The sequence below is a fragment of the Halalkalibacter flavus genome (genome assembly GCF_036663575.1).
Lineage (GTDB): Bacteria > Bacillota > Bacilli > Bacillales > Bacillaceae_D > Halalkalibacter > Halalkalibacter flavus.
The window spans coordinates 70936-91071 of sequence record NZ_JAWRVK010000008.1 but is presented as its reverse complement, the minus strand read 5'-3'; the positions used below and the strand labels follow the sequence as shown (position 1 = coordinate 91071).

Annotated in this window: 21 protein-coding genes; all 21 read left to right on the top strand. The window is 38.6% G+C overall.

What is annotated here, in order from left to right:
- The first annotated feature begins 10 nt into the window (after window positions 1-10).
- The 21 genes from nusA (at window position 11) to SAY88_RS07425 (ending at window position 20131) form a co-directional block, all read left to right on the top strand.
- Window positions 11-1132 carry a transcription termination factor NusA gene (gene nusA / locus SAY88_RS07525; RefSeq protein WP_332630650.1) on the top strand — a complete coding sequence of 374 codons (1122 nt, stop codon included), beginning with the start codon at window positions 11-13 and terminating at the stop codon, window positions 1130-1132.
- A 17-nt stretch (window positions 1133-1149) separates the two neighbouring features.
- The gene (rnpM, locus tag SAY88_RS07520; RefSeq protein ID WP_332630648.1) at window positions 1150-1422 is read left to right on the top strand and encodes an RNase P modulator RnpM; all 273 of its coding nucleotides are present in this window, start codon (window positions 1150-1152) and stop codon (window positions 1420-1422) included.
- The gene (locus SAY88_RS07515; protein WP_250095426.1) at window positions 1419-1721 is read left to right on the top strand and encodes a YlxQ family RNA-binding protein; all 303 of its coding nucleotides are present in this window, start codon (window positions 1419-1421) and stop codon (window positions 1719-1721) included. The genes rnpM and SAY88_RS07515 overlap by 4 nt, the downstream gene beginning before the upstream one ends.
- 17 nt (window positions 1722-1738) lie before the next feature.
- Window positions 1739-3829 carry a translation initiation factor IF-2 gene (infB, locus tag SAY88_RS07510; protein ID WP_332630646.1) on the top strand — a complete coding sequence of 697 codons (2091 nt, stop codon included), beginning with the start codon at window positions 1739-1741 and terminating at the stop codon, window positions 3827-3829.
- A complete protein-coding gene (locus SAY88_RS07505) occupies window positions 3826-4107 on the top strand; it encodes a DUF503 domain-containing protein (protein WP_250095428.1) in 282 nt (93 codons plus the stop codon). The genes infB and SAY88_RS07505 overlap by 4 nt, the downstream gene beginning before the upstream one ends.
- Before the next feature lie 23 nt (window positions 4108-4130).
- Entirely contained in the window at window positions 4131-4481 is a 351-nt protein-coding gene (gene rbfA, locus SAY88_RS07500) for a 30S ribosome-binding factor RbfA (RefSeq protein WP_034629559.1), read from the top strand.
- A 111-nt stretch (window positions 4482-4592) separates the two neighbouring features.
- Window positions 4593-5513, top strand: coding sequence for a tRNA pseudouridine(55) synthase TruB (gene truB, locus SAY88_RS07495; protein WP_332630643.1), 921 nt, complete (start codon window positions 4593-4595; stop codon window positions 5511-5513).
- 28 nt (window positions 5514-5541) lie between these two features.
- On the top strand, window positions 5542-6489 hold the full coding sequence (gene ribF, locus SAY88_RS07490) for a bifunctional riboflavin kinase/FAD synthetase (RefSeq protein ID WP_332630641.1): 948 nt from the start codon (window positions 5542-5544) through the stop codon (window positions 6487-6489).
- A gap of 134 nt (window positions 6490-6623) precedes the next feature.
- Window positions 6624-6893, top strand: a complete 270-nt coding sequence (gene rpsO, locus SAY88_RS07485) for a 30S ribosomal protein S15 (protein WP_012959342.1) — start codon at window positions 6624-6626, stop codon at window positions 6891-6893.
- 161 nt (window positions 6894-7054) lie between these two features.
- The gene (gene pnp / locus SAY88_RS07480) at window positions 7055-9169 is read left to right on the top strand and encodes a polyribonucleotide nucleotidyltransferase (RefSeq protein ID WP_332630635.1); all 2115 of its coding nucleotides are present in this window, start codon (window positions 7055-7057) and stop codon (window positions 9167-9169) included.
- Between the two features lie 104 nt (window positions 9170-9273).
- A complete protein-coding gene (locus tag SAY88_RS07475) occupies window positions 9274-10263 on the top strand; it encodes a polysaccharide deacetylase family protein (RefSeq protein ID WP_332630633.1) in 990 nt (329 codons plus the stop codon).
- Window positions 10264-10265: 2 nt separating this feature from the next.
- On the top strand, window positions 10266-11504 hold the full coding sequence (locus SAY88_RS07470; protein WP_332630631.1) for a M16 family metallopeptidase: 1239 nt from the start codon (window positions 10266-10268) through the stop codon (window positions 11502-11504).
- A 93-nt stretch (window positions 11505-11597) separates the two neighbouring features.
- Window positions 11598-11840 carry a YlmC/YmxH family sporulation protein gene (locus tag SAY88_RS07465; protein ID WP_250095434.1) on the top strand — a complete coding sequence of 81 codons (243 nt, stop codon included), beginning with the start codon at window positions 11598-11600 and terminating at the stop codon, window positions 11838-11840.
- A gap of 359 nt (window positions 11841-12199) precedes the next feature.
- Complete coding sequence (gene dpaA / locus SAY88_RS07460) at window positions 12200-13084, top strand: dipicolinic acid synthetase subunit A (RefSeq protein ID WP_332630738.1); 885 nt, start codon at window positions 12200-12202, stop codon at window positions 13082-13084.
- Between the two features lie 14 nt (window positions 13085-13098).
- Window positions 13099-13692 (top strand): dipicolinate synthase subunit B, encoded by a 594-nt coding sequence (locus tag SAY88_RS07455; RefSeq protein WP_250095435.1) that lies wholly within the window; start codon window positions 13099-13101, stop codon window positions 13690-13692.
- A gap of 154 nt (window positions 13693-13846) precedes the next feature.
- Window positions 13847-14887 (top strand): aspartate-semialdehyde dehydrogenase, encoded by a 1041-nt coding sequence (gene asd, locus SAY88_RS07450; RefSeq protein ID WP_332630628.1) that lies wholly within the window; start codon window positions 13847-13849, stop codon window positions 14885-14887.
- A 16-nt stretch (window positions 14888-14903) separates the two neighbouring features.
- Complete coding sequence (gene dapG / locus SAY88_RS07445) at window positions 14904-16133, top strand: aspartate kinase (RefSeq protein WP_332630627.1); 1230 nt, start codon at window positions 14904-14906, stop codon at window positions 16131-16133.
- Window positions 16134-16159: 26 nt separating this feature from the next.
- Window positions 16160-17032 (top strand): 4-hydroxy-tetrahydrodipicolinate synthase, encoded by an 873-nt coding sequence (gene dapA, locus SAY88_RS07440; protein ID WP_332630625.1) that lies wholly within the window; start codon window positions 16160-16162, stop codon window positions 17030-17032.
- Between the two features lie 305 nt (window positions 17033-17337).
- Window positions 17338-19005, top strand: a complete 1668-nt coding sequence (locus tag SAY88_RS07435; protein ID WP_332630622.1) for a ribonuclease J — start codon at window positions 17338-17340, stop codon at window positions 19003-19005.
- Window positions 19006-19169: 164 nt separating this feature from the next.
- Entirely contained in the window at window positions 19170-19913 is a 744-nt protein-coding gene (locus tag SAY88_RS07430) for a ClpP family protease (RefSeq protein ID WP_332630736.1), read from the top strand.
- Window positions 19910-20131: a YlzJ-like family protein gene (locus SAY88_RS07425; protein WP_332630621.1), complete on the top strand. Its 222-nt coding sequence runs from the start codon at window positions 19910-19912 to the stop codon at window positions 20129-20131. Before SAY88_RS07430 ends, SAY88_RS07425 begins: the two co-directional genes overlap by 4 nt.
- The last annotated feature ends 5 nt before the right edge of the window (window positions 20132-20136 follow it).

The window sequence follows — 20136 nt, the reverse complement described above, 5'->3', positions numbered from 1 at the left end:
AATAGAATCCATGAACAGTGATTTTATGGATGCATTGGCAACGTTAGAAAGAGAAAAAGGAATTAAAAAAGAAGTAATCATTGAGGCGATTGAAGCTGCGCTTATCTCAGGATATAAACGTAACTTTAACCAAGTTCAAAATGTGCGAGTGGATGTCAATCGAGATAATGGAAGGATTCGAGTTTTTGCAAGGAAGACAGTTGTTGAAGAAGTATTTGATGCACGTCTTGAAATTTCCATTGATGAAGCTCAAAAAATAAATCCAAGCTATGAAGTGGATGATGTTGTGGAAATTGAGGTCACACCAAAAGACTTTGGGCGTATCGCTGCACAAACGGCGAAACAAGTTGTAACACAACGTGTTCGCGAAGCTGAAAGAGGCATTATTTATTCTGATTTTATCGATCGTGAAGAAGATATTATGACAGGGATTGTACAAAGACAAGATCACCGCTTTATTTATGTAGACCTTGGAAAAGTGGAAGCCCTTCTACCTTTGAGTGAACAAATGCCAAATGAAAGCTACAAACATAATGACCGTATTAAAGCGTACATTACAAAAGTTGAAAAAACAACAAAGGGCCCACAAATCTTAATTTCACGTACTCATCCTGGTCTTTTAAAGAGATTATTTGAACTCGAAGTACCTGAAATTTATGATGGTACAGTTGAAATTAAATCAGTATCTCGAGAAGCTGGTGACCGTTCGAAGATTGCGGTTCATGTCGACAATCCTGAAGTTGATCCTGTAGGAGCATGTGTAGGTCCAAGAGGGCAAAGAGTTCAAACAATTGTTAATGAGTTAAAAGGTGAAAAAATTGATATTGTGCGTTGGTCAGAAGACCCAGTGGAATACGTAGCAAATGCTCTCAGCCCATCGAAGGTCTTAAAAGTAAACGTGAATGAAGAAGAGAAAATGACTCAAGTCATCGTACCTGATTACCAGCTATCTCTTGCAATTGGAAAACGTGGACAAAATGCAAGGCTAGCAGCAAAACTTACAGGGTGGAAAATTGACATTAAAAGTGAGTCGGATGCTAGGGAGCTTGGTCTATTAGATGATGAGGAAGAGCTTGTTCCTGTAGGCAATGAAGAGGATGTATTTGTTCCAGAGATGGACGAACAAGAATAAAGAAGGAGATGGAGCCGGTGAAACAACGTAAAGTTCCTCTTCGAAAATGCATTGTGACAAATGAAATGAAGCCAAAACAAGAGTTAATTCGTATTGTTCGCTCTCCAGAAGGTGACGTATCCGTCGATGTAACAGGGAAAAAGAACGGACGTGGGGCTTATATCAGCAATAACGATGAAAGCTTTGAATTAGCTAAGAAAAAAGATGTACTATCACGGCATTTACAAGTTATGGTTGATCCTGAAATTTATGATGAACTCCATGAAGCAAGTAAAAGGAATCGTAAATGATGGAGAAATGGATCTCATTACTAGGATTAGCAGCACGAGCAAGGAAGCTTGTTACTGGGGAAGAGCTCGTAATAAAAGAAGTGAGAAGAAAAACTGTAAGGTTAGTCATCTTATCTTCTGATGCTGCAGAACAAACAAAGAAAAAGGTATTGGACAAATGCGGCCATTACAACATTCCGGTACGGATAACGTCTGATCGCGCTACGCTTGGGCAGGCTATCGGAAAAGCGGAGAGAGTCGTCATTGGAGTAATGGATGATGGATTTGCAAAAAAGATGACCGCATTACTCGACCAATGATTTTTGGAGGTAAATATATGAAAAAAATGCGAATATATGAATATGCAAAAGAGAAAGATGTAGCAAGCAAAGTCATCATTGATCAGTTAAAAGAATCAGGCTTTTCCGTTACAAATCATATGTCAGTTTTAGATGAAAAGATGATGGAAACTTTAACGGGTGGAAATAGCTCTGTAACAACAGCTACAAAGAACCAAGAAAAAAATGACCATCGCCCTAAGCAACAAAAAAACGATGGGAAACGTAATCAATCGAAGCCTTCAAATAATAAAAATCAGCAAAACCGCGGAAACAAACAGCAAAATAAGCGTGGAGGCGGCGGCCACAAGCAAGAGCCACCGAAGCCAAAACCATTACCAGAAAAAATTACGTATGTTGGTTCGCTAACAGTTGGAGAAATAGCGAAAGAACTACATAAAGAACCTTCTGAAATCATTAAGAAGTTAATGGGTCTTGGTGTAATGGCAACTATTAACCAAGAATTAGACACTGACACAATTGAACTCATCGCAGGTGATTATGGCGTTCTTGTTGAGGAAGAAATTGTTATTGATGAAATGGATTTTGAAAGTTATGTAGATGATGATTCCGAGGAAGACTTACAAGAGAGACCACCTGTTGTAACCATTATGGGGCACGTAGACCACGGTAAAACGACGTTACTTGACTCCATTCGTCATACGAAAGTAACAGAAGGCGAAGCTGGTGGAATTACACAACACATTGGTGCGTACCAAATTGAGTCAGGTGGCAAGAAGGTCACATTCCTTGATACACCAGGTCACGCAGCCTTTACGACAATGCGTGCTCGTGGTGCCCAAGTCACTGATATTACAATTCTTGTTGTCGCAGCAGATGATGGTGTTATGCCTCAAACAAAAGAAGCAATCAGCCATGCAAAAGCAGCAGGTGTACCAATTATTGTTGCTGTAAATAAAATTGATAAAGAAGCTGCGAACCCTGATCGTGTCATGCAAGAGTTAACAGAATTTGAACTTGTCCCTGAAGCGTGGGGAGGAGATACAATTTTTGTTAATGTATCTGCTCTGGCAGGAACTGGAATTGATGAGTTATTAGAAATGATTCTTCTTGTTTCAGAAGTAGAGGAATTAAAAGCGAATCCAGATAAATTAGCGAAAGGTACAGTAATTGAAGCGGAACTTGATAAAGGCCGTGGGGCTGTAGCTACTCTGCTTGTACAAAGTGGAACGTTAAAAGTTGGGGATCCAATAGTTGTAGGGTCTGCGTTTGGACGTGTTCGTGCGATGGTGAATGATCTAGGTCGTCGTGTGAAAGAAGTTGGACCTTCTACACCAGTTGAAATTACTGGACTTAACGAAGTTCCATTAGCAGGAGACCAATTCCAAGCCTTCGCAGATGAGAAGAAAGCTCGTCAAATTGGGGAAGCTAGAATGTCTCGTCAACGTGAAGAAAATCTTGCTGAAAGTTCAAAAGTAAGCTTGGATGACCTGTTCAATCAAATCCAGCAAGGTGAAGTAAAAGATATTAATATCATCATTAAAGCGGACGTTCAAGGTTCAGTTGAAGCCATGCGCGGATCATTAGAAAAAATTGACGTAGAAGGTGTCAAAGTAAAAATCATTCATACAGGTGTTGGAGCCATTACTGAGTATGATGTAATGCTTGCATCAGCTTCTAATGCGATTATTATTGGTTTCAATGTACGTCCGGATGTAAATGCAAAACGTACAGCGGAAGCTGAAAAAGTTGATATTCGTCTTCATCGTGTCATTTATAATGCTATTGATGAAATTGAGGCAGCAATGAAAGGGATGCTTGACCCTGAATTTGAAGAAAAAGTCATTGGTCAAGTAGAAGTACGTACAACATTTAAAGTTTCAAAAGTAGGTACGATTGCTGGAGCTTATGTTACTGATGGAAAAGTAACAAGAGATTCAACAGTGCGCCTCATTCGTGATGGAATTGTTATTTATGAGGGGTCAATCAATGCATTGAAACGATTTAAAGACGATGCCAAAGAAGTGGCTGCTGGATACGAGTGTGGAATCACACTTGAGAATTATAACGATATTAAAGAAGGCGACATCATTGAAGCGTATGTTATGGAGGAAATTGAGCGTAAATGATTATAGGGTTCGTACGTCTTGAACTCCTCATTTATGATGCTCAATCACTGAAAGAAAAACGCTCTGTTTTAAAAAGTATTCAAACAAGATTGAAGCAACGGTTTAACGTTTCTGTTGCAGAAACAGATCATCATGATGTTTGGCAGCGAGCTGAATTAGCGTTAGTAACAGTTTCTAATGATCGCACTGTTTGTGAGCGTGAACTGCAAAAGGCACTTTCCTTAATTGATGGTGAGCCAAAAGCAGAAAGAACAGTTACTGATTATGAATGGCTCTAATGTAAAGAACAGAGGTGAATAGTATGAGTAATGTTCGTGCACACCGTGTAGGTGAACAAATGAAAAAAGAGCTCAGTGATATTATTATGCGAGAGCTTAAAGATCCTCGTGTAAGTTTTGTAACAGTTACAGGAGTAGATGTTACAGGGGACCTTCAGCAAGCAAAAGTATTTATTACAGTTCTTGGAAGTGACGAACAAAAAGAAGCAACTCTTCAAGCATTATCTAAAGCGAAAGGATTTATTCGCTCTGAGATTGGAAAACGAATTCGTCTTCGTAAAACACCAGATATTTTCTTTGAGTTTGATGAGTCGATTGAATATGGTAATCGTATTGAAACGCTTCTCCAAGATATAAATAAAAATGAACGATAGATGATTAGAGGGTAGGAGGGCGAATGCTCTTCTACCCTTTTGTGATAAATGTTAGAAAGCAGGATATTGTACAAAAGCCATGTAAATCAATAGCAACAAAGGGAGGAACCAATGAACCCAAATGGAATCTTAATTTTACATAAACCAAGAGGCATGACTTCTCACGATTGTGTGATGAAAGTTAGGCGTATATTTCAAACGAAAAAAGTTGGACATACAGGTACGCTAGACCCGGATGTGAATGGAGTACTGCCTATTTGTATTGGGAAAGCAACGAAAGTAGTGGAATACATGTCAGGATACTCAAAAGAGTACGAGGGTGAAGTAACGATAGGGTTTTCGACAACAACGGAAGATAAAGGCGGTGATGTTGTTAACAAAAAGCCTGTTACGGATAAATGGACAGAAGCCGAACTAGACAAAATACTTAATCACTTTAAAGGTGAAATTATTCAAGTTCCCCCAATGTATTCTGCAGTCAAAGTCAATGGCAAGAAACTGTATGAGTATGCTCGTGCTGGTAAGGAAGTAGAACGTCCTCAAAGAACTGTGACGATTCACTCCTTGGACCGATTATCCGATATTACTTATAAGGAAGATACGGCCTCATTTCGGTTTCGTGTCTATTGTAGCAAAGGGACGTACGTTCGAACATTGGCAGTTGATATAGGACATAAGCTCGGATATCCCGCACATATGTCCGATCTCGTTCGTACATCGTCAGGTCCGTATTCTTTAGAGAATAGTATAACGTTTGAGCAATTAGAGGAATTTAGAGAAAATGGTCAATTGTTCGCTCAACTCATCCCATTTGAGACGGCTGTTGATTATTTGCCCAAGAGCATAGTAGATCCAGTAACAGAGCAACAAATAAAAAACGGGGCTGTTCTACCTATAAAGAAAGGGTTAGAACAAATACGATTTTGCGTATATAATGAGAAAGGGGAGTGTTTAGCTGTTTATAAGCGCCACCCTACGAAAGAAGGCTTTGTTAAACCAGAAAAAATGTTCTGGACAGGCGAGCCATCTTAATAATTTAGGAGTGAAAAGGGGATTCTTAATGGATACCATTTATTTAGAACATCCTATAGATAGAAATACATTAAAGCCAGAAAAGACAGTGATGGCTTTAGGCTATTTTGATGGAGTACATACTGGTCACAAAGCAGTCATGAAAAAGGCAAAAGAGATTGCAAATAAGCTTGATACAACAGCATCAGTAATGACGTTTCATCCTCACCCAAAAGAAGTGTTGAGGAAAACGGAAATGAATTACATAACGCCATTACCAGATAAGATTGATAAAATTGAAAGACTGGGGATCGATACACTTTACGTAGTGAGATTTACCCCTTTATTTGCTAGCCTTACACCTCAAGAATTTGTCGATGATTATTTAATCGGGTTACATGTTGTACATGCTGTTGCAGGTTTTGATTTTACTTATGGCGCTCTTGGGAAAGGAACAATGGAAACTCTTCCATTTCATGCTCGCAATCGATTAGAAGCAACAACTGTTGAAAAATATGAAAGTAACAATGAGAAAGTAAGTTCGACTAAAATCAGAGAGCTACTTGAACAAGGAGATATGAATAGCGTAACAACTCTTTTAGGGGAAGAATACGTCATTAAAGGGACAGTTGTTGATGGGGAAAAAAGGGGAAGAACTATTGGGTTTCCAACAGCAAATATTGAACCTAAAGAACGATACATTATTCCAAGAACGGGAGTTTATGCCGTTAGATTAACGATAAATAAAGTCCAGTACGATGGTGTATGTAACATTGGATATAAACCAACTTTCCATCAGGAAAAGGACGTAGTTCCGACCATTGAAGTTCATCTCTTTTCCTTCCATGAAGATATTTATGGGCTAGAGGTAGAGATACATTGGTATTCTCGTATTAGGTCTGAAAAGAAATTTAAGGGCATTGATCAGCTTATTGAACAAATTAGCCTTGATAAAGAGGCGGCACAATCATTGCTTAAATTAAAAGTTTATGAATAAGCAGGAAAACTTGCAATCCATTCAAAAAAAAGGTATAGTATTGTTTGTACTACGGTACGAATCCGTTTCTTGGCAGATCGAGTCACCGACGTTTGCTAGGGAATAGGAGATTAGAAAAAAGGGAGGTGAATAGGATGGCTTTAACACAAGAGCGTAAGAATGAGTTAATCGCTGAATTCAAAACGCATGACACGGACACTGGTTCTCCAGAGGTTCAAGTTGCTATCCTAACAGAGCAAATCAACACATTAAATGAGCACTTACGTACTCATAAGAAGGATCACCATTCACGTCGTGGTCTTCTTAAAATGGTAGGGCAACGTCGTAACTTGTTAACTTACCTACGTAACAAGGATGTTACACGTTACCGTAACCTAGTTGATAAGCTTGGTTTACGCCGATAATCGTGATGAAAGCGGGATAAATTCCCGCTTTTTTCTTGATCTTATAACATTGGTAATTTGACTAAAAATAACCAATCTTATATATTCTTTTACTTTTTAACAGAATTGGCAATAATAAATGAAGCTGGATTAATAAATGGTGTACGAGAGGAGTACGCGTAATGGATCAAACGAAACAAGTATTTACAATGGAGTGGGCTGGTCGAGAGCTTACAGTAGAAATTGGCCAATTAGCCAAACAAGCTAATGGCGCAGTGCTCATCAGATATGGTGATACAGCTGTGTTATCAACAGCTACTGCTTCTAAAGAACCTAAAGATTTAAACTTTTTTCCTCTAACAGTCAATTATGAGGAGCGTCTCTATGCTGCAGGGAAAATTCCTGGAGGTTTCATTAAAAGAGAGGGCCGTCCAAGTGAAAGAGCGATTTTGACAAGTCGTTTAATTGACCGTCCGATTAGACCATTATTCCCAGATGGCTTCAGAAATGAAGTACAAGTGATCAGTATTGTAATGAGTTCTGATCCAAATGCCTCATCTGAAATGGCGGCTATGATTGGTTCGTCACTTGCCCTTTGTGTATCTGATATACCATTTGATGGCCCAATTGCTGGTGTAACTGTTGGTAGAATGGATGGAAAGTTCGTCATTAACCCAACAACTGAGGAGTTAGAGCAAAGCGATATTGACCTTGTTGTAGCTGGTACGAAAGAAGCTATTAACATGGTTGAAGCTGGTGCATCAGAAGTAACCGAAGAAGCAATGTTGGAAGCGATTATGTTTGGTCATGATGAAATTAAGAAATTAATTTCTTTCCAAGAAGAGATTGCAAAAGCTGTTGGGAAGGAAAAGTCAGAAGTTCAGTTAAAGATAGTTGACGCTGACCTAGAGCAAGAAGTACGTCAGATTTCTGAAGCAGAATTGAAAGAAGCTGTCCAAGTACAAGAGAAGCATGCAAGAGCAGAAGCAATTGATGCAATAAAAGAAAAAACGGTTGCGTCTTTCGAAGAGCGAGAAGACATAGATTTAGGTGATGTCAAAGAAGTTCTACATAAGATTGTAAAAGAAGAAGTACGTCGTCTAATTACAATTGATAAAGTACGCCCAGATGGACGTAAGGTAGATGAAATTCGTCCACTTGCTTCTCAAGTAGATCTTCTTCCACGTACCCATGGGTCAGGTCTCTTCACTCGAGGACAAACTCAAGCATTAAGTATTTGTACTCTTGGTGCATTAGGGGATGTGCAGATTCTAGACGGGCTTGGAATTGAAGAATCTAAGAGATTCATGCATCATTATAATTTCCCACAATTTAGTGTAGGGGAAACTGGGCCAATTCGGGGACCTGGTCGTCGCGAGATTGGACATGGTGCATTAGGTGAGAGAGCGCTTGAGCCAGTCATCCCTAATGAGAATGAATTTCCATATACAATTCGACTAGTTTCTGAAGTACTGGAATCTAATGGTTCAACGTCTCAGGCTAGTATTTGTGCAAGTACCCTTGCAATGATGGATGCAGGAGTACCTATCAAAGCACCTGTAGCGGGTATTGCGATGGGTCTTGTGAAACAAGAAGAGCATGTGTCAGTTCTTACGGATATTCAAGGTATGGAAGATGCGTTAGGTGATATGGATTTTAAAGTAGCTGGTACACGTGAAGGAATTACGGCTTTACAAATGGATATTAAAATTTCTGGCATTAACCGAGAGATTTTAGAAGAGGCGTTAGCGCAAGCTAAAAGAGGTCGTATGGTTATTTTAGATAATATGTTATCTGCTATAGGGGAATACCGTACAGAGTTATCGACATATGCACCAAAAATTATGACTATGAAGATTAACCCAGATAAAATCCGTGATGTGATCGGACCGAGTGGTAAAATGATCAATAAGATCATTGAAGAAACTGGGGTTAAAATTGATATTGAGCAGGATGGAACAGTATATATTTCTTCTGTAGAGATGTCGATGAATGAAAAAGCACGTTCAATCATTGAAGATATTGTACGCGAAGTAGAAGTAGGGCAAACCTACCTTGGGAAAGTAAAACGAATTGAGAAATTTGGTGCGTTTGTTGAACTGTTCAAAGGTAAAGATGGTTTGGTTCATATTTCTCAGCTAGCAGAAGAACGTGTTGAAAAAGTAGAGGATGTTGTGAAGCTTGGAGATGAAATCCTTGTTCGTGTAACAGAGATCGATAACCAAGGAAGAGTTAATCTTTCACGTAAGGTTATCCTTAAAGAAGAGAAAGAGCGTAAACAACAAGCACAGAAATAATAATTAATGTAAAAAGGGGACTGGGGGAGTGATCCTAGTCTCCTTTTGCGTTCTAACCTGTCCAACTCTAGCATACAATCGCACTAGAGGAGGAGGGACTGGTGATGAAGAAAAAGATTATTCACGTAGGTGTGTTTTGTATCATTGTCATCCTATCGGTTGGAGCTGTCCAAAATCCATTTTCTATGAATTATATCAGTGAATTAAAGCAAGATAGTCAAATGGTATTAAAGCAACAGGACTCTCTATACGAGGAAATCGTCGCACGCTCAGATTCATATACAGAACCTGCGATTGATGCAAGAGTAGATAGAGTTTGGAAAGCAGTACCTGGCTATAATGGGCTAGAGGTTGACGTAGAAGCTTCATATGATAAGATGAAGAAGCTCAATGAATTTGATGAAAACAGACTCGTTTTTAAAGAAACAAGTCCAAATGTTCATCTTGACGATCTGCCCCCATCTCCCATTTATAAAGGCAATGAAAACAAACCTGTTGTCACGTTTTTAGTCAATGTGGCATGGGGAAATGAATATCTGCCTGACATGTTGAAGACATTAAAAAAACATGAACTACATACAACGTTTTTCTTAGATGGTTCATGGGTTAAGAGTAATCCAAATCTTGCTAAGATGCTTGTTGAAGAAGGCCATGAGATAGGAAATCATGCTTACTCACATCCTGATATGAATACATTAACAGTTGGGCGGATTGACGAGGAACTACAAAAGACAAATTCAGTTATAGAAGCAACAATTGAAGTTACACCTAATTGGTTTGCCCCGCCAAGTGGAAGCTACAATCAAACGGTGGTTGACCAAGCTCACAAACATGGAATGAAAACGGTCTTATGGTCAGTTGATACTGTTGATTGGAGAAAGCCTAACCCAACTGAAATGGTCAATCGTGTGCTATCAAAGGTACACAATGGAGCTATGATCTTAATGCATCCAACTGAACCGACAGCTAAGGGCTTAGAAGATTTAATTATTGGAATACAAGATAAAGGGTATAAGATTAGTACAGTTTCTGAGGTTCTCTCTGAACAACGAGTTATGTTAGGTGTAACCCTTGATGACAATAAGGGGGATTAAAAGTGGTTAATAGAATAGAACTAGACAACGGTGTTCGAATTTTAGCGGAACATATTTCATCTGTACGTTCGGTTTCAATTGGAGTGTGGATTGGTACAGGTTCGCGCTTTGAAAAGAAAGAAGAAAACGGTATCTCACATTTTTTAGAGCATATGTTCTTTAAAGGAACGAAAACACGTACAGCCGCTGAGATTGCTGAATCATTTGATAGCATTGGCGGGCAAGTAAATGCTTTTACTTCGAAAGAATATACATGCTACTACGCAAAAGTGTTAGATGATCATGCTGCGTATGCTGTTGACGTTTTGGCAGATATGTTTTTCAATTCTGTTTTCGACGAGACTGAGCTTCAAAAAGAAAAGAATGTTGTATTCGAAGAAATAAAAATGGTAGATGATACACCAGATGATATTGTTCATGATTTGCTAAGCGAAGCAAGTTATAAAAGTCATTCTCTTGGTTATCCCATTTTAGGAACAGTGGATACATTAGAGACGTTTAATGGCGACTCATTAAGGGAGTATATGTCCAGATTTTATACCGGTGACCATGTCGTTATTTCTGTTGCTGGGAACATTACCGATAAAGTAATTGATCAATTGAAAGAAATATTTTCAAATGTAAATCCTACAACGTATCAACATCAAGATGAGAAACCTGTATTTTTTCCTAACTCCATTGTTCGCAAAAAAGAAACTGAACAAGCACATCTTTGTCTCGGGTATCCAGGTTTAGCAATTGGGGAAAAAAATGTATATGCTCTAGTTTTGTTGAATAATTTACTTGGTGGTAGCATGAGTAGCAGATTGTTTCAAGAGATTCGTGAAAAAAGAGGGTTATGCTACTCTGTATTTTCATATCACTCTTCCTATCAAGACAGTGGCATGTTAACTATTTATGCTGCTACAGCACATAGCCAATTAGATGATTTAACGAAAGCTTTACAAGAAACAGCCTATACACTTGCTAATGTAGGGATGACAGAAAAAGAACTTAAAAATGGCAAAGAACAATTAAAAGGGAGCTTAATGCTAAGTTTAGAAAGTACAAATAGTCGGATGAGTCGTAATGGAAAAAATGAATTACTCCTCAAAAAACATCGGTCACTTGATGATATTGTTGATGAGATCGATAGTGTCACTCTCACTCAGGTGAATCAATTAGCAGCAACCATTTTAAAAGAGAAGCCATCTGTTTCCTTAATTAATTCAACAGGTAAATTACCAAAAACACTTCAATAATTTTTTGCTTAAGATCAGATTTTTCGATAGTCTGGTCTTTTTTTACGTTTCTGATCATAGCTTACTACTAATGAGGGACGAGGAGGTAATCTGATGAGACTAAGTGAAATTAGCAGCAAAGAGATTATCGATTATCAAAAAGGGGAACGTCTAGGCATTTTGGGGCAAACAGATTTGTTAGTAAATGAAGAAACTGGTGAGATTGAAGCATTTATTATTCCTACAATGAAATGGTTCGGATTTGGAAAGAAGGACCGTGAAGTAACAGTGTACTGGAATCAAGTAAAAAAAATTGGTGAAGATATGATCATTATTAATTTAGATCAATACGAGTGAGCGTGAAATGAATATCAGGAAAATGAGGGCGCAAGAAACGTATAAATGACTTTTTCAGTTTTCTAAGAAAAGCAGTTCTTTCATTTATTATGAAAGGCTGCTCTTTTTTTGCCATTGTCCTATAAAATCAGTAGTTTGGTGTCCTTTATTAAGATCGATTGTCTATCTAAAATTGGTATTCACCTATTGAATATACAGTACATATGCTATGGTGAATCGTTGCTGTTCATCCTTTGCCAACAGGAACAGGTGCATTTGGTGTCGCTTCTGTAGGGAGGTATTCGAACTCTGAATGTAAAGCTCTTCTTAAGCGACCTGCGATGATGAGATTCGCATGAATGAAAGGAGAACAAGAGCAGATGTTAACAGATAAACACGTTGTCGTTATTGGAGGGGATGCACGACAATTAGAAATCATCAGGAAACTATCCACACTTGATGCAAAAATTTCGATGATTGGGTTTGATCAGTTAAATGATGGTTTTATTGGTGCATCGAAACACACGTTGAAAGATATTGAATGGTCGACGGCAGATGCCATTTTATTACCGGTAAGCGGCACGAGTTCAGATGGGAAAATTGAAACGGTCTTTTCAAATGAATCTCTTGTATTAAAAGTCGATCATCTACAACAAACACCAGAACATTGCGTCATTTATTCGGGCATTAGTAATGAGTATCTTGACAAATGTGTTGAAAACTCAAAACGTTCATTAGTAAAGCTAATGGAGCGTGATGATGTTGCGATCTACAATTCAATTCCTACGGCAGAAGGAACTGTGATGATGGCGATTCAGCATACGGACATTACCATCCATCGTGCGAAAGTGGCCGTGTTAGGTCTAGGAAGAGTCGGTATGTCTGTAGCCAGGACATTTAGCGCCTTAGGAGCAAATGTCAAAGTTGGCGCAAACGAATCACAACAGTTAGCTCGGATTACAGAAATGGGATTAACACCATTTCATACAGATCACATGAAGGAAGAATTGAGAGATATTGACTTGTGTATTAATACGATACCAGCCCGTGTCATTACTGCAAATGTATTAGCAGAAATGCCTCTCCACACGCTTATTATTGATTTAGCCTCGAAGCCAGGTGGTACTGATTTTCGTTATGCAGAGAAGCGGGGGATGAAGGCGCTGCTAGCTCCTGGTTTACCAGGTATTGTAGCACCTAAAACAGCTGGTCAAATCTTAGCTGATGTCCTAGCGGTGTTGTTAACTAATCAGACTAAAAAGTAAGAGGGGGATGAATCATGTCATTAAAAGGGAAGCACATTGGTTTTGGTATATCTGCATCTCATTGCACGTATGAAGAGGTTATGCCTCAAATTGAAAAATTAATTAAACACGGTGCGAAGGTGACCCCTTTTGTCTCTGGTAATGTAAAAAGCACAGATACAAAGTTCGGGACTAGTGCATATTGGTTAAAACGCATTGAAGAGATAACGGAGGAAGAGATTGTCGATACGATTGTGAAAGCCGAACCTTTTGGGCCGAAAACACCATTAGATTGTATGGTGCTTGCTCCGATTACGGGGAACTCAACGAGTAAACTTGCTAATGCAATGACAGATGGCCCTGTCTTAATGGGAGCAAAAGCAACATTACGTAGTGGAAATCCAGTTGTTCTTGGGATATCAACAAACGATGCGTTGGGACTTAACGGTGTAAATATTATGAAATTAATGGCTACAAAAAACATATATTTTATTCCGTTTGGTCAGGATGATCCAATTAAGAAGCCAAACTCGTTAGTGGCTAGAATGGAAGCATTAGTGGATACGGTTGAGTCTGCCTTAGCTGGTAAGCAATATCAGCCTGTACTAGTAGAAAAATTCAGAGATTAAGCGATTCACATGGTTGCACAAATGAAATATTTCCCTTAAAGTTTAATAGAGAAAACAACAGATACAAACTAAGCTGGATATGCTATAATCATTCCATCTTAGTGAAAAAAATACTATTAAACGTTGTAAGCAGATGAGGGGAGACGAACACAAAATGTCAAATTATCATGTAGCTGTAGTGGGCGCAACAGGCGCAGTTGGTCAACAAATGTTAAAAACGTTGGAGGAAAGAGATTTTCCGATTGCTAGCTTGAAACTATTATCTTCAAAACGTTCAGCAGGGAAAGTTATCTCTTTTAAGGGGAAAGAATATACAGTAGAAGAAGCAACACCTGAAGCTTTTGAAGGGGTTCAGATTGCCCTATTTTCAGCAGGAGGATCAGTTTCAAAAGCACTAGCGCCGGAAGCAGTTAAACGTGGAGCGATTGTAGTTGATAATACAAGTGCATTTAGAATGGATTCAAGCGTGCCTCTTGTTGTACCAGAAGTAAATGAGGAAGCTTTAAAGAGCCATAATGGAATCATTGCTAATCCAAATTGTTCAACGATTCAAATGGTTGTTGCTCTTGAGCCAATTCGTGAAAAGTATGGTCTGAAAAAAGTTGTTGTTTCAACATACCAAGCTGTATCTGGTGCAGGTCTTGAAGCGATTGAAGAAATGAAACAACAAACAAAAGATATTCTAGAAGGAAAAGAATTCACACCTGAAATCCTGCCAGTAGGCGGAGACAAAAAGCATTATCAGATCGCATTCAATGCCATTCCACAGATTGACCTTTTCCAAGAAAACGGGTATACGTTTGAAGAAATGAAAATGATTAATGAAACAAAGAAAATCATGGAAATGGCAGAACTTGAAGTAGCAGCTACTTGTGTACGTCTTCCAGTAGAAACTGGTCATTCTGAATCTGTTTATATTGAGACAGAAAAAGGTGGAGCAACAGTTGCAGAATTAAAAGATCTTCTTGCTACAGCTCCTGGAGTAACATTGCAAGATGATCCAGCAAATCAAGTATATCCTCTTGCTTCAGAATGTGTAGGTAAGAATGATGTGTTTGTTGGACGGATTCGTCATGATCTTGATCGTGATAATGGCTATCATATGTGGATTGTTTCAGATAACCTACTGAAAGGTGCAGCGTGGAATTCAGTACAAATTGCTGAAAGTCTCGTAAAATTAAATCTTTTATCGTAATTAAAGTAGGTGTCGTATGAAAATAATTGTTCAGAAATTTGGTGGTACGTCTGTACGAGATGACAAAAGTCGGTCTTTGGCAGCGAACCATGTGAAAAAAGCTGTTGAAGATGGATATAAAGTCATTGTCGTTGTATCAGCAATGGGGCGTGAGGGAGAACCTTACGCCACGGACACATTACTCGGTCTTGTCAATCAAAGACAGTTACCGAAACGTGAGCAAGATCTACTTGTGTCTTGCGGTGAGGTAATTTCTTCTGTTGTATTCACGGATCTTTTGCAGAGTATGGGTATTACTGCTACTGCACAAACTGGTGCTCAAGCTGGCTTCAGAACAAATAACGAATTTTCAAATGCAAAGATTGTGGATATGAATTGTGACGGGTTGATAAAACAATTGAAAACAAGTGATGTTGTTGTTGTTGCTGGTTTCCAAGGTCAGACATTCGATGGTCAGACGACGACGCTTGGAAGAGGGGGTAGTGATACGTCCGCAACAGCGTTAGGTGCGGCAGTTCAAGCTGAATGGGTTGATATCTTTACAGATGTTGAAGGAGTTATGACGGCAGATCCTAGAATAGTAGAAGATGCTAGGGCGCTTGATGCTATGTCTTATGAAGAAATTTGTAACATGGCATACCAAGGTGCGAAAGTGATACATCCAAGAGCTGTAGAGGTAGCAATGCAAGCAAGGATTCCTATTCGAATTCGATCAACCTATTCAAATGGCATAGGAACACTTGTTACAGCCAAAATTGCGAAACCTACAACAGAAGTGAAAGACCGCGTGATTACCGGAATTGCGAATTTAGCCAATGTAGCACAAATTAAGGTATCCGCAAAACAAGGAGAATATGATTTACAAGAGAAAGTATTTAAAGCAATGGCGACCGCAGAAATCAGTGTTGACTTTATTAATATCAACCTTCGCGGTGTCTGCTATACAGTTATGGAGAATGTAGCTGACAAAGCAATTGAAGTATTGCATCAAATGGGTTATGAACCTGAGGTGACAAGAAATTGTGCAAAAGTGTCAGCTGTAGGAGCCGGAATGACCGGTGTTCCAGGTGTTACTGCCAAGATTGTAAGTGCATTATCAAAACAAAACATTCAAATACTACAATCAGCTGATTCTCATACAACAATTTGGGTACTAGTTAAAGAAAAAGATATGGTTAAAGCAGTTAACGCACTCCATCACATGTTTCAACTTGAACAGACAGGACAACTAGAAGAACACTCTTAGAAATATGAATCAAGGAGCTGAAGGTTATGCACTTTGGCCATATTGTTACTGCTATGGTAACCCCTTTTACCCAAAAAGGTTTGATTGATGTTGAGAGAACAAAGGAGTTAATTGATTACCTGATTGATCATGGTAGCGATGCTTTAGTTGTAGCTGGTACAACAGGTGAGTCTCCAACACTTTCAACGGATGAAAAGCTAGAGCTTTTTAACGTATGTATAAAACATGCAAATAAAAGAATTCCTATTATCGCAGGAACTGGAAGTAATAATACGCAAGCATCGATTGAGTTAACAAAAAAAGCACAAGACTTAGGTGTCGATGGTATTATGCTTGTTGCTCCATATTACAATAAACCGTCACAAGAAGGCATGTATGAGCATTTTAAAAAAATAGCTGAATCAACCGATCTTCCTATTATGCTCTATAATGTTCCAGGGAGAACAGGTGTACAGATTGAAGCAGAGACGACCATTGCTTTATCTAAAATTCCTAATGTCGTTTCTGTAAAGGAAGCAAGTGGGGATTTGGAACAAATGGCAGCCATTCTCACAGCTGTTGATGAGAATTTTACTCTTTATACAGGTGATGATGCGAATACGCTTCCGGCTCTAGCTATAGGAGCTCATGGCGTCGTTTCTGTAGCAGCACATGTAATTGGCAGTGAGATGAGAGAGATGATTACAAACTTTAAAGCTGGAAACGTAGAGAAAGCAGCGAAGAGTCATCGCTTATTGCTGCCTGTTATGAAAGCGATGTTTCTAGCACCTAATCCAACATGTGTAAAATACGCTTTGTCGTTGCAGGGGTTAGAGGTTGGAGACGTAAGACTTCCGTTGATTCCTTTAAATCATGGACAAATGAGAGAAGTTAATAAAGTATTAAAGAAAAAAAGCTAATCCACCGGGTTAGCTTTTTTTGTTAGTAAAAAATCATGGAAGATAATTACTTATTTGTATAAACATTTAATATATTCTAACTTTTTAAAGAGGTGTCGTGTCATACCAACGTAGGAAGTTCAGTCTTGTTTTTCATTTCCTAATTAAGGTATACTTAATATAATTGATTTGTTCGGGTTGGATTAGATCGTACTTACGATCATCTGTAATTTTAGCGGGTCACATCATCTACGCCAAGGATGAGCGAACGGTATAAAACGAAAAACATTTCGGTTTTTAGAGCATATATAGTAGGAGGAAGTCCATTGTCAAAAGAGTATATAGAAAAAGTACGTGTTTTTGCCTTAGGTGGAGTCGGTGAAATAGGCAAAAATATGTACGTTGTTGAAGTAGATGAAGACATCTTGGTCGTTGATGCGGGATTAATGTTTCCGGATGACGATATGTTAGGTGTGGATATTGTTATTCCAGATGTGTCATACCTTGTTGAAAATGCCGAGCGAGTGCAAGGGATCTTTTTAACACATGGTCATGAAGATCATATTGGAGGTTTATCTTACGTTTTAAAGAAAATTAATGTTCCTGTATATGGAACCAAATTAACCCTTGGCCTAGTTGAAGAAAAGTTAAAAGAAGCAGGAATCTTCCGTCATAGTACATTACATTTAATTGATGCAAATTCCCGTTTAACAATTGGATCTACATCAGTGTCGTTTTTCCGTACAAATCATAGTATTCCTGATTCAGTGGGTATTTGTTTTGAAACATCTCAAGGTGCAGTTGTTCATACAGGAGATTTTAAATTTGATCAAACTCCTGTTGACGGTAAGCATGCTGATATTGGTAAGATGGCAGCGATTGGTGAACGAGGCGTGCTTTGTCTTCTGTCTGACAGTACGAATGCAGAGCGACCAGGAACAACGAAATCAGAAATAGAAGTTGGACAAGGAATCGCTGAAGTTTTTGAAAAAACGGAAGGGCGCATTATTGTTACGACTTTTGCTTCAAACGTTCATCGAATTCAACAAGTGATTCAAGCTTCAATTAGGGCAAATAGAAAGCTTGTTGTTGTTGGAAAAAGTATGGTTCGAGTTATTACAATAGCAACAAAATTAGGATATATTGATGCACCAAAAGATCTCTTTATCGATATAGACGAAATTGGCAAATACCGTGATGACCAACTTGCAATTTTAACCACAGGTAGTCAAGGAGAACCGATGTCAGCGTTAACACGAATGGCAAAAGGTGCACACAGGCAAATTACGATTACAGAAGAAGACACTGTGATTATTGCCGCTTCTGCTATTCCAGGTAATGAAAAGTCGGTTTCAGCGATTATTGATAAGCTGTATCGTATTGGTGCAGAAGTGGTTTATGGACAAGCGAAAGTTCATGCTTCAGGTCATGGTAGTCAAGAAGAATTAATGCTTATGCTTAATTTAATGAAGCCGAAGTATTTTGTTCCTATTCATGGTGAATTTCGGATGCAGCATGCACATCGAGAGTTAGCATTGAAAACCGGAATGAGAGCAGAAAATATTTTCCTCGTTGATAAAGGAGAGGTAGTCGAATTTACGAATGGGCAAGCGAGAAAGACAGGGAAAGTTCCTTCTGGAAATGTCTTAATCGATGGCCTGGGTGTAGGAGACGTAGGGAATATTGTACTTCGAGATCGTCGCCTCCTTTCAAAAGATGGAATTTTGGTTGTTGTAGTTACTCTTAACAAAAAAACAGGTGAATTTGTTTCAGGACCAAACATCATTTCACGAGGATTTGTGTATGTGCGTGAGTCCGAAAAGTTACTTGAGGATGCCAATGAACTAGTAGGCGTTATTCTGAAGAAATGTGTTAATGAGAATGTTAATGAGTGGTCTTCCCTTAAGAGCAATGTGAGAGAAGGATTAAGTCGTTTCTTATTCGAAAAAACAAAAAGACGTCCAATGATTTTGCCGATTATAATGGAAGTTTAATCCTTAATACGTAAAAAAAGATGAAGCAATGATGTTTCATCTTTTTTTAGTTTCATTTGAAATAGAACGCGTTGTTTTTTAAAGCCAAATATTTTTGGATGATACAGCCAGAACAGGATCATACTACTCCTAGTAATAATTAAAGGAGGGCTTTGTTGATGACGATGGAAAATCCAAATCTCGAACAGCAGCCAGCACCTGAGACACCGAAAAAAGATCCAAAAAACTCAGGAATTATTGAAAAGATTCAAGAGTTAGGACAGACGAATGTACCTGACATGGGGCAATCAAATATTCATTGTATGACAGTGGTTGGACAGATAGAGGGGCATATGCAGTTACCTCCTCAAAACAAAACAACCAAGTATGAACACATTATTCCACAGCTTGTAGCAATTGAACAAAACCCTAAGATTGAAGGGTTGCTTTTAATCCTGAATACAGTAGGTGGAGATGTCGAAGCGGGTTTAGCCATTTCAGAAATGGTAGCATCAATGTCAAAGCCTTCCGTGACTCTTGTGTTAGGTGGAGGACATTCGATAGGAGTCCCAATTGCTGTTGCAGCAAATTACTCTTTTATTGCGGAGACTGCTACGATGACCATTCACCCTGTTCGACTAACAGGTCTTGTCATCGGCGTTCCTCAAACGTTTGAATACCTTGATAAAATGCAAGAGCGTGTTATTAGTTTTGTTACAAAAAATTCTTCAATTAGCGAAGAGAAATTTAAAGAATTAATGCTTTCAAAAGGCAACTTAACCCGTGACATTGGTACCAATGTTGTTGGAACAGATGCAGTTCAATACGGGTTAATTAATGAAGTTGGAGGAATTGGACAAGCATTGAAAAAGTTAAATGAACTAATAGCCCAAAATAAACCAAGCCCCGAAGGAGATGTCGTTCAATGATTCTCTATACAATGATGCCTCAAGAGATGATATTTCCTGAAGACGATCAGAGTTATATGTCACAGCAAGTAATCTCATGTGAAGCTGGTCATTTAGTCGTTGAACAAGTCAATCACAGTCAATACCGGGTAGTTCGCCTAATAAGTGGAAATGTTATGAACTATTTAGATGATAAATATGCACCTGGTTCTATCATTCAAGCAAAACCTCAACTTTAGCTATG

What these genes read in the sequence shown, in the direction of transcription:
- nusA (WP_332630650.1), top strand. Translation starts at nt 11, where the DNA reads ATGAACAGTGATTTTATGGATGCATTGGCAACGTTAGAAAGAGAAAAA.
- SAY88_RS07515 (WP_250095426.1), top strand. Translation starts at nt 1,419, where the DNA reads ATGATGGAGAAATGGATCTCATTACTAGGATTAGCAGCACGAGCAAGG.
- infB (WP_332630646.1), top strand. Translation starts at nt 1,739, where the DNA reads ATGAAAAAAATGCGAATATATGAATATGCAAAAGAGAAAGATGTAGCA.
- SAY88_RS07505 (WP_250095428.1), top strand. Translation starts at nt 3,826, where the DNA reads ATGATTATAGGGTTCGTACGTCTTGAACTCCTCATTTATGATGCTCAA.
- rbfA (WP_034629559.1), top strand. Translation starts at nt 4,131, where the DNA reads ATGAGTAATGTTCGTGCACACCGTGTAGGTGAACAAATGAAAAAAGAG.
- truB (WP_332630643.1), top strand. Translation starts at nt 4,593, where the DNA reads ATGAACCCAAATGGAATCTTAATTTTACATAAACCAAGAGGCATGACT.
- ribF (WP_332630641.1), top strand. Translation starts at nt 5,542, where the DNA reads ATGGATACCATTTATTTAGAACATCCTATAGATAGAAATACATTAAAG.
- rpsO (WP_012959342.1), top strand. Translation starts at nt 6,624, where the DNA reads ATGGCTTTAACACAAGAGCGTAAGAATGAGTTAATCGCTGAATTCAAA.
- pnp (WP_332630635.1), top strand. Translation starts at nt 7,055, where the DNA reads ATGGATCAAACGAAACAAGTATTTACAATGGAGTGGGCTGGTCGAGAG.
- SAY88_RS07475 (WP_332630633.1), top strand. Translation starts at nt 9,274, where the DNA reads ATGAAGAAAAAGATTATTCACGTAGGTGTGTTTTGTATCATTGTCATC.
- SAY88_RS07465 (WP_250095434.1), top strand. Translation starts at nt 11,598, where the DNA reads ATGAGACTAAGTGAAATTAGCAGCAAAGAGATTATCGATTATCAAAAA.
- dpaA (WP_332630738.1), top strand. Translation starts at nt 12,200, where the DNA reads ATGTTAACAGATAAACACGTTGTCGTTATTGGAGGGGATGCACGACAA.
- SAY88_RS07455 (WP_250095435.1), top strand. Translation starts at nt 13,099, where the DNA reads ATGTCATTAAAAGGGAAGCACATTGGTTTTGGTATATCTGCATCTCAT.
- asd (WP_332630628.1), top strand. Translation starts at nt 13,847, where the DNA reads ATGTCAAATTATCATGTAGCTGTAGTGGGCGCAACAGGCGCAGTTGGT.
- dapG (WP_332630627.1), top strand. Translation starts at nt 14,904, where the DNA reads ATGAAAATAATTGTTCAGAAATTTGGTGGTACGTCTGTACGAGATGAC.
- dapA (WP_332630625.1), top strand. Translation starts at nt 16,160, where the DNA reads ATGCACTTTGGCCATATTGTTACTGCTATGGTAACCCCTTTTACCCAA.
- SAY88_RS07430 (WP_332630736.1), top strand. Translation starts at nt 19,170, where the DNA reads ATGGAAAATCCAAATCTCGAACAGCAGCCAGCACCTGAGACACCGAAA.
- SAY88_RS07425 (WP_332630621.1), top strand. Translation starts at nt 19,910, where the DNA reads ATGATTCTCTATACAATGATGCCTCAAGAGATGATATTTCCTGAAGAC.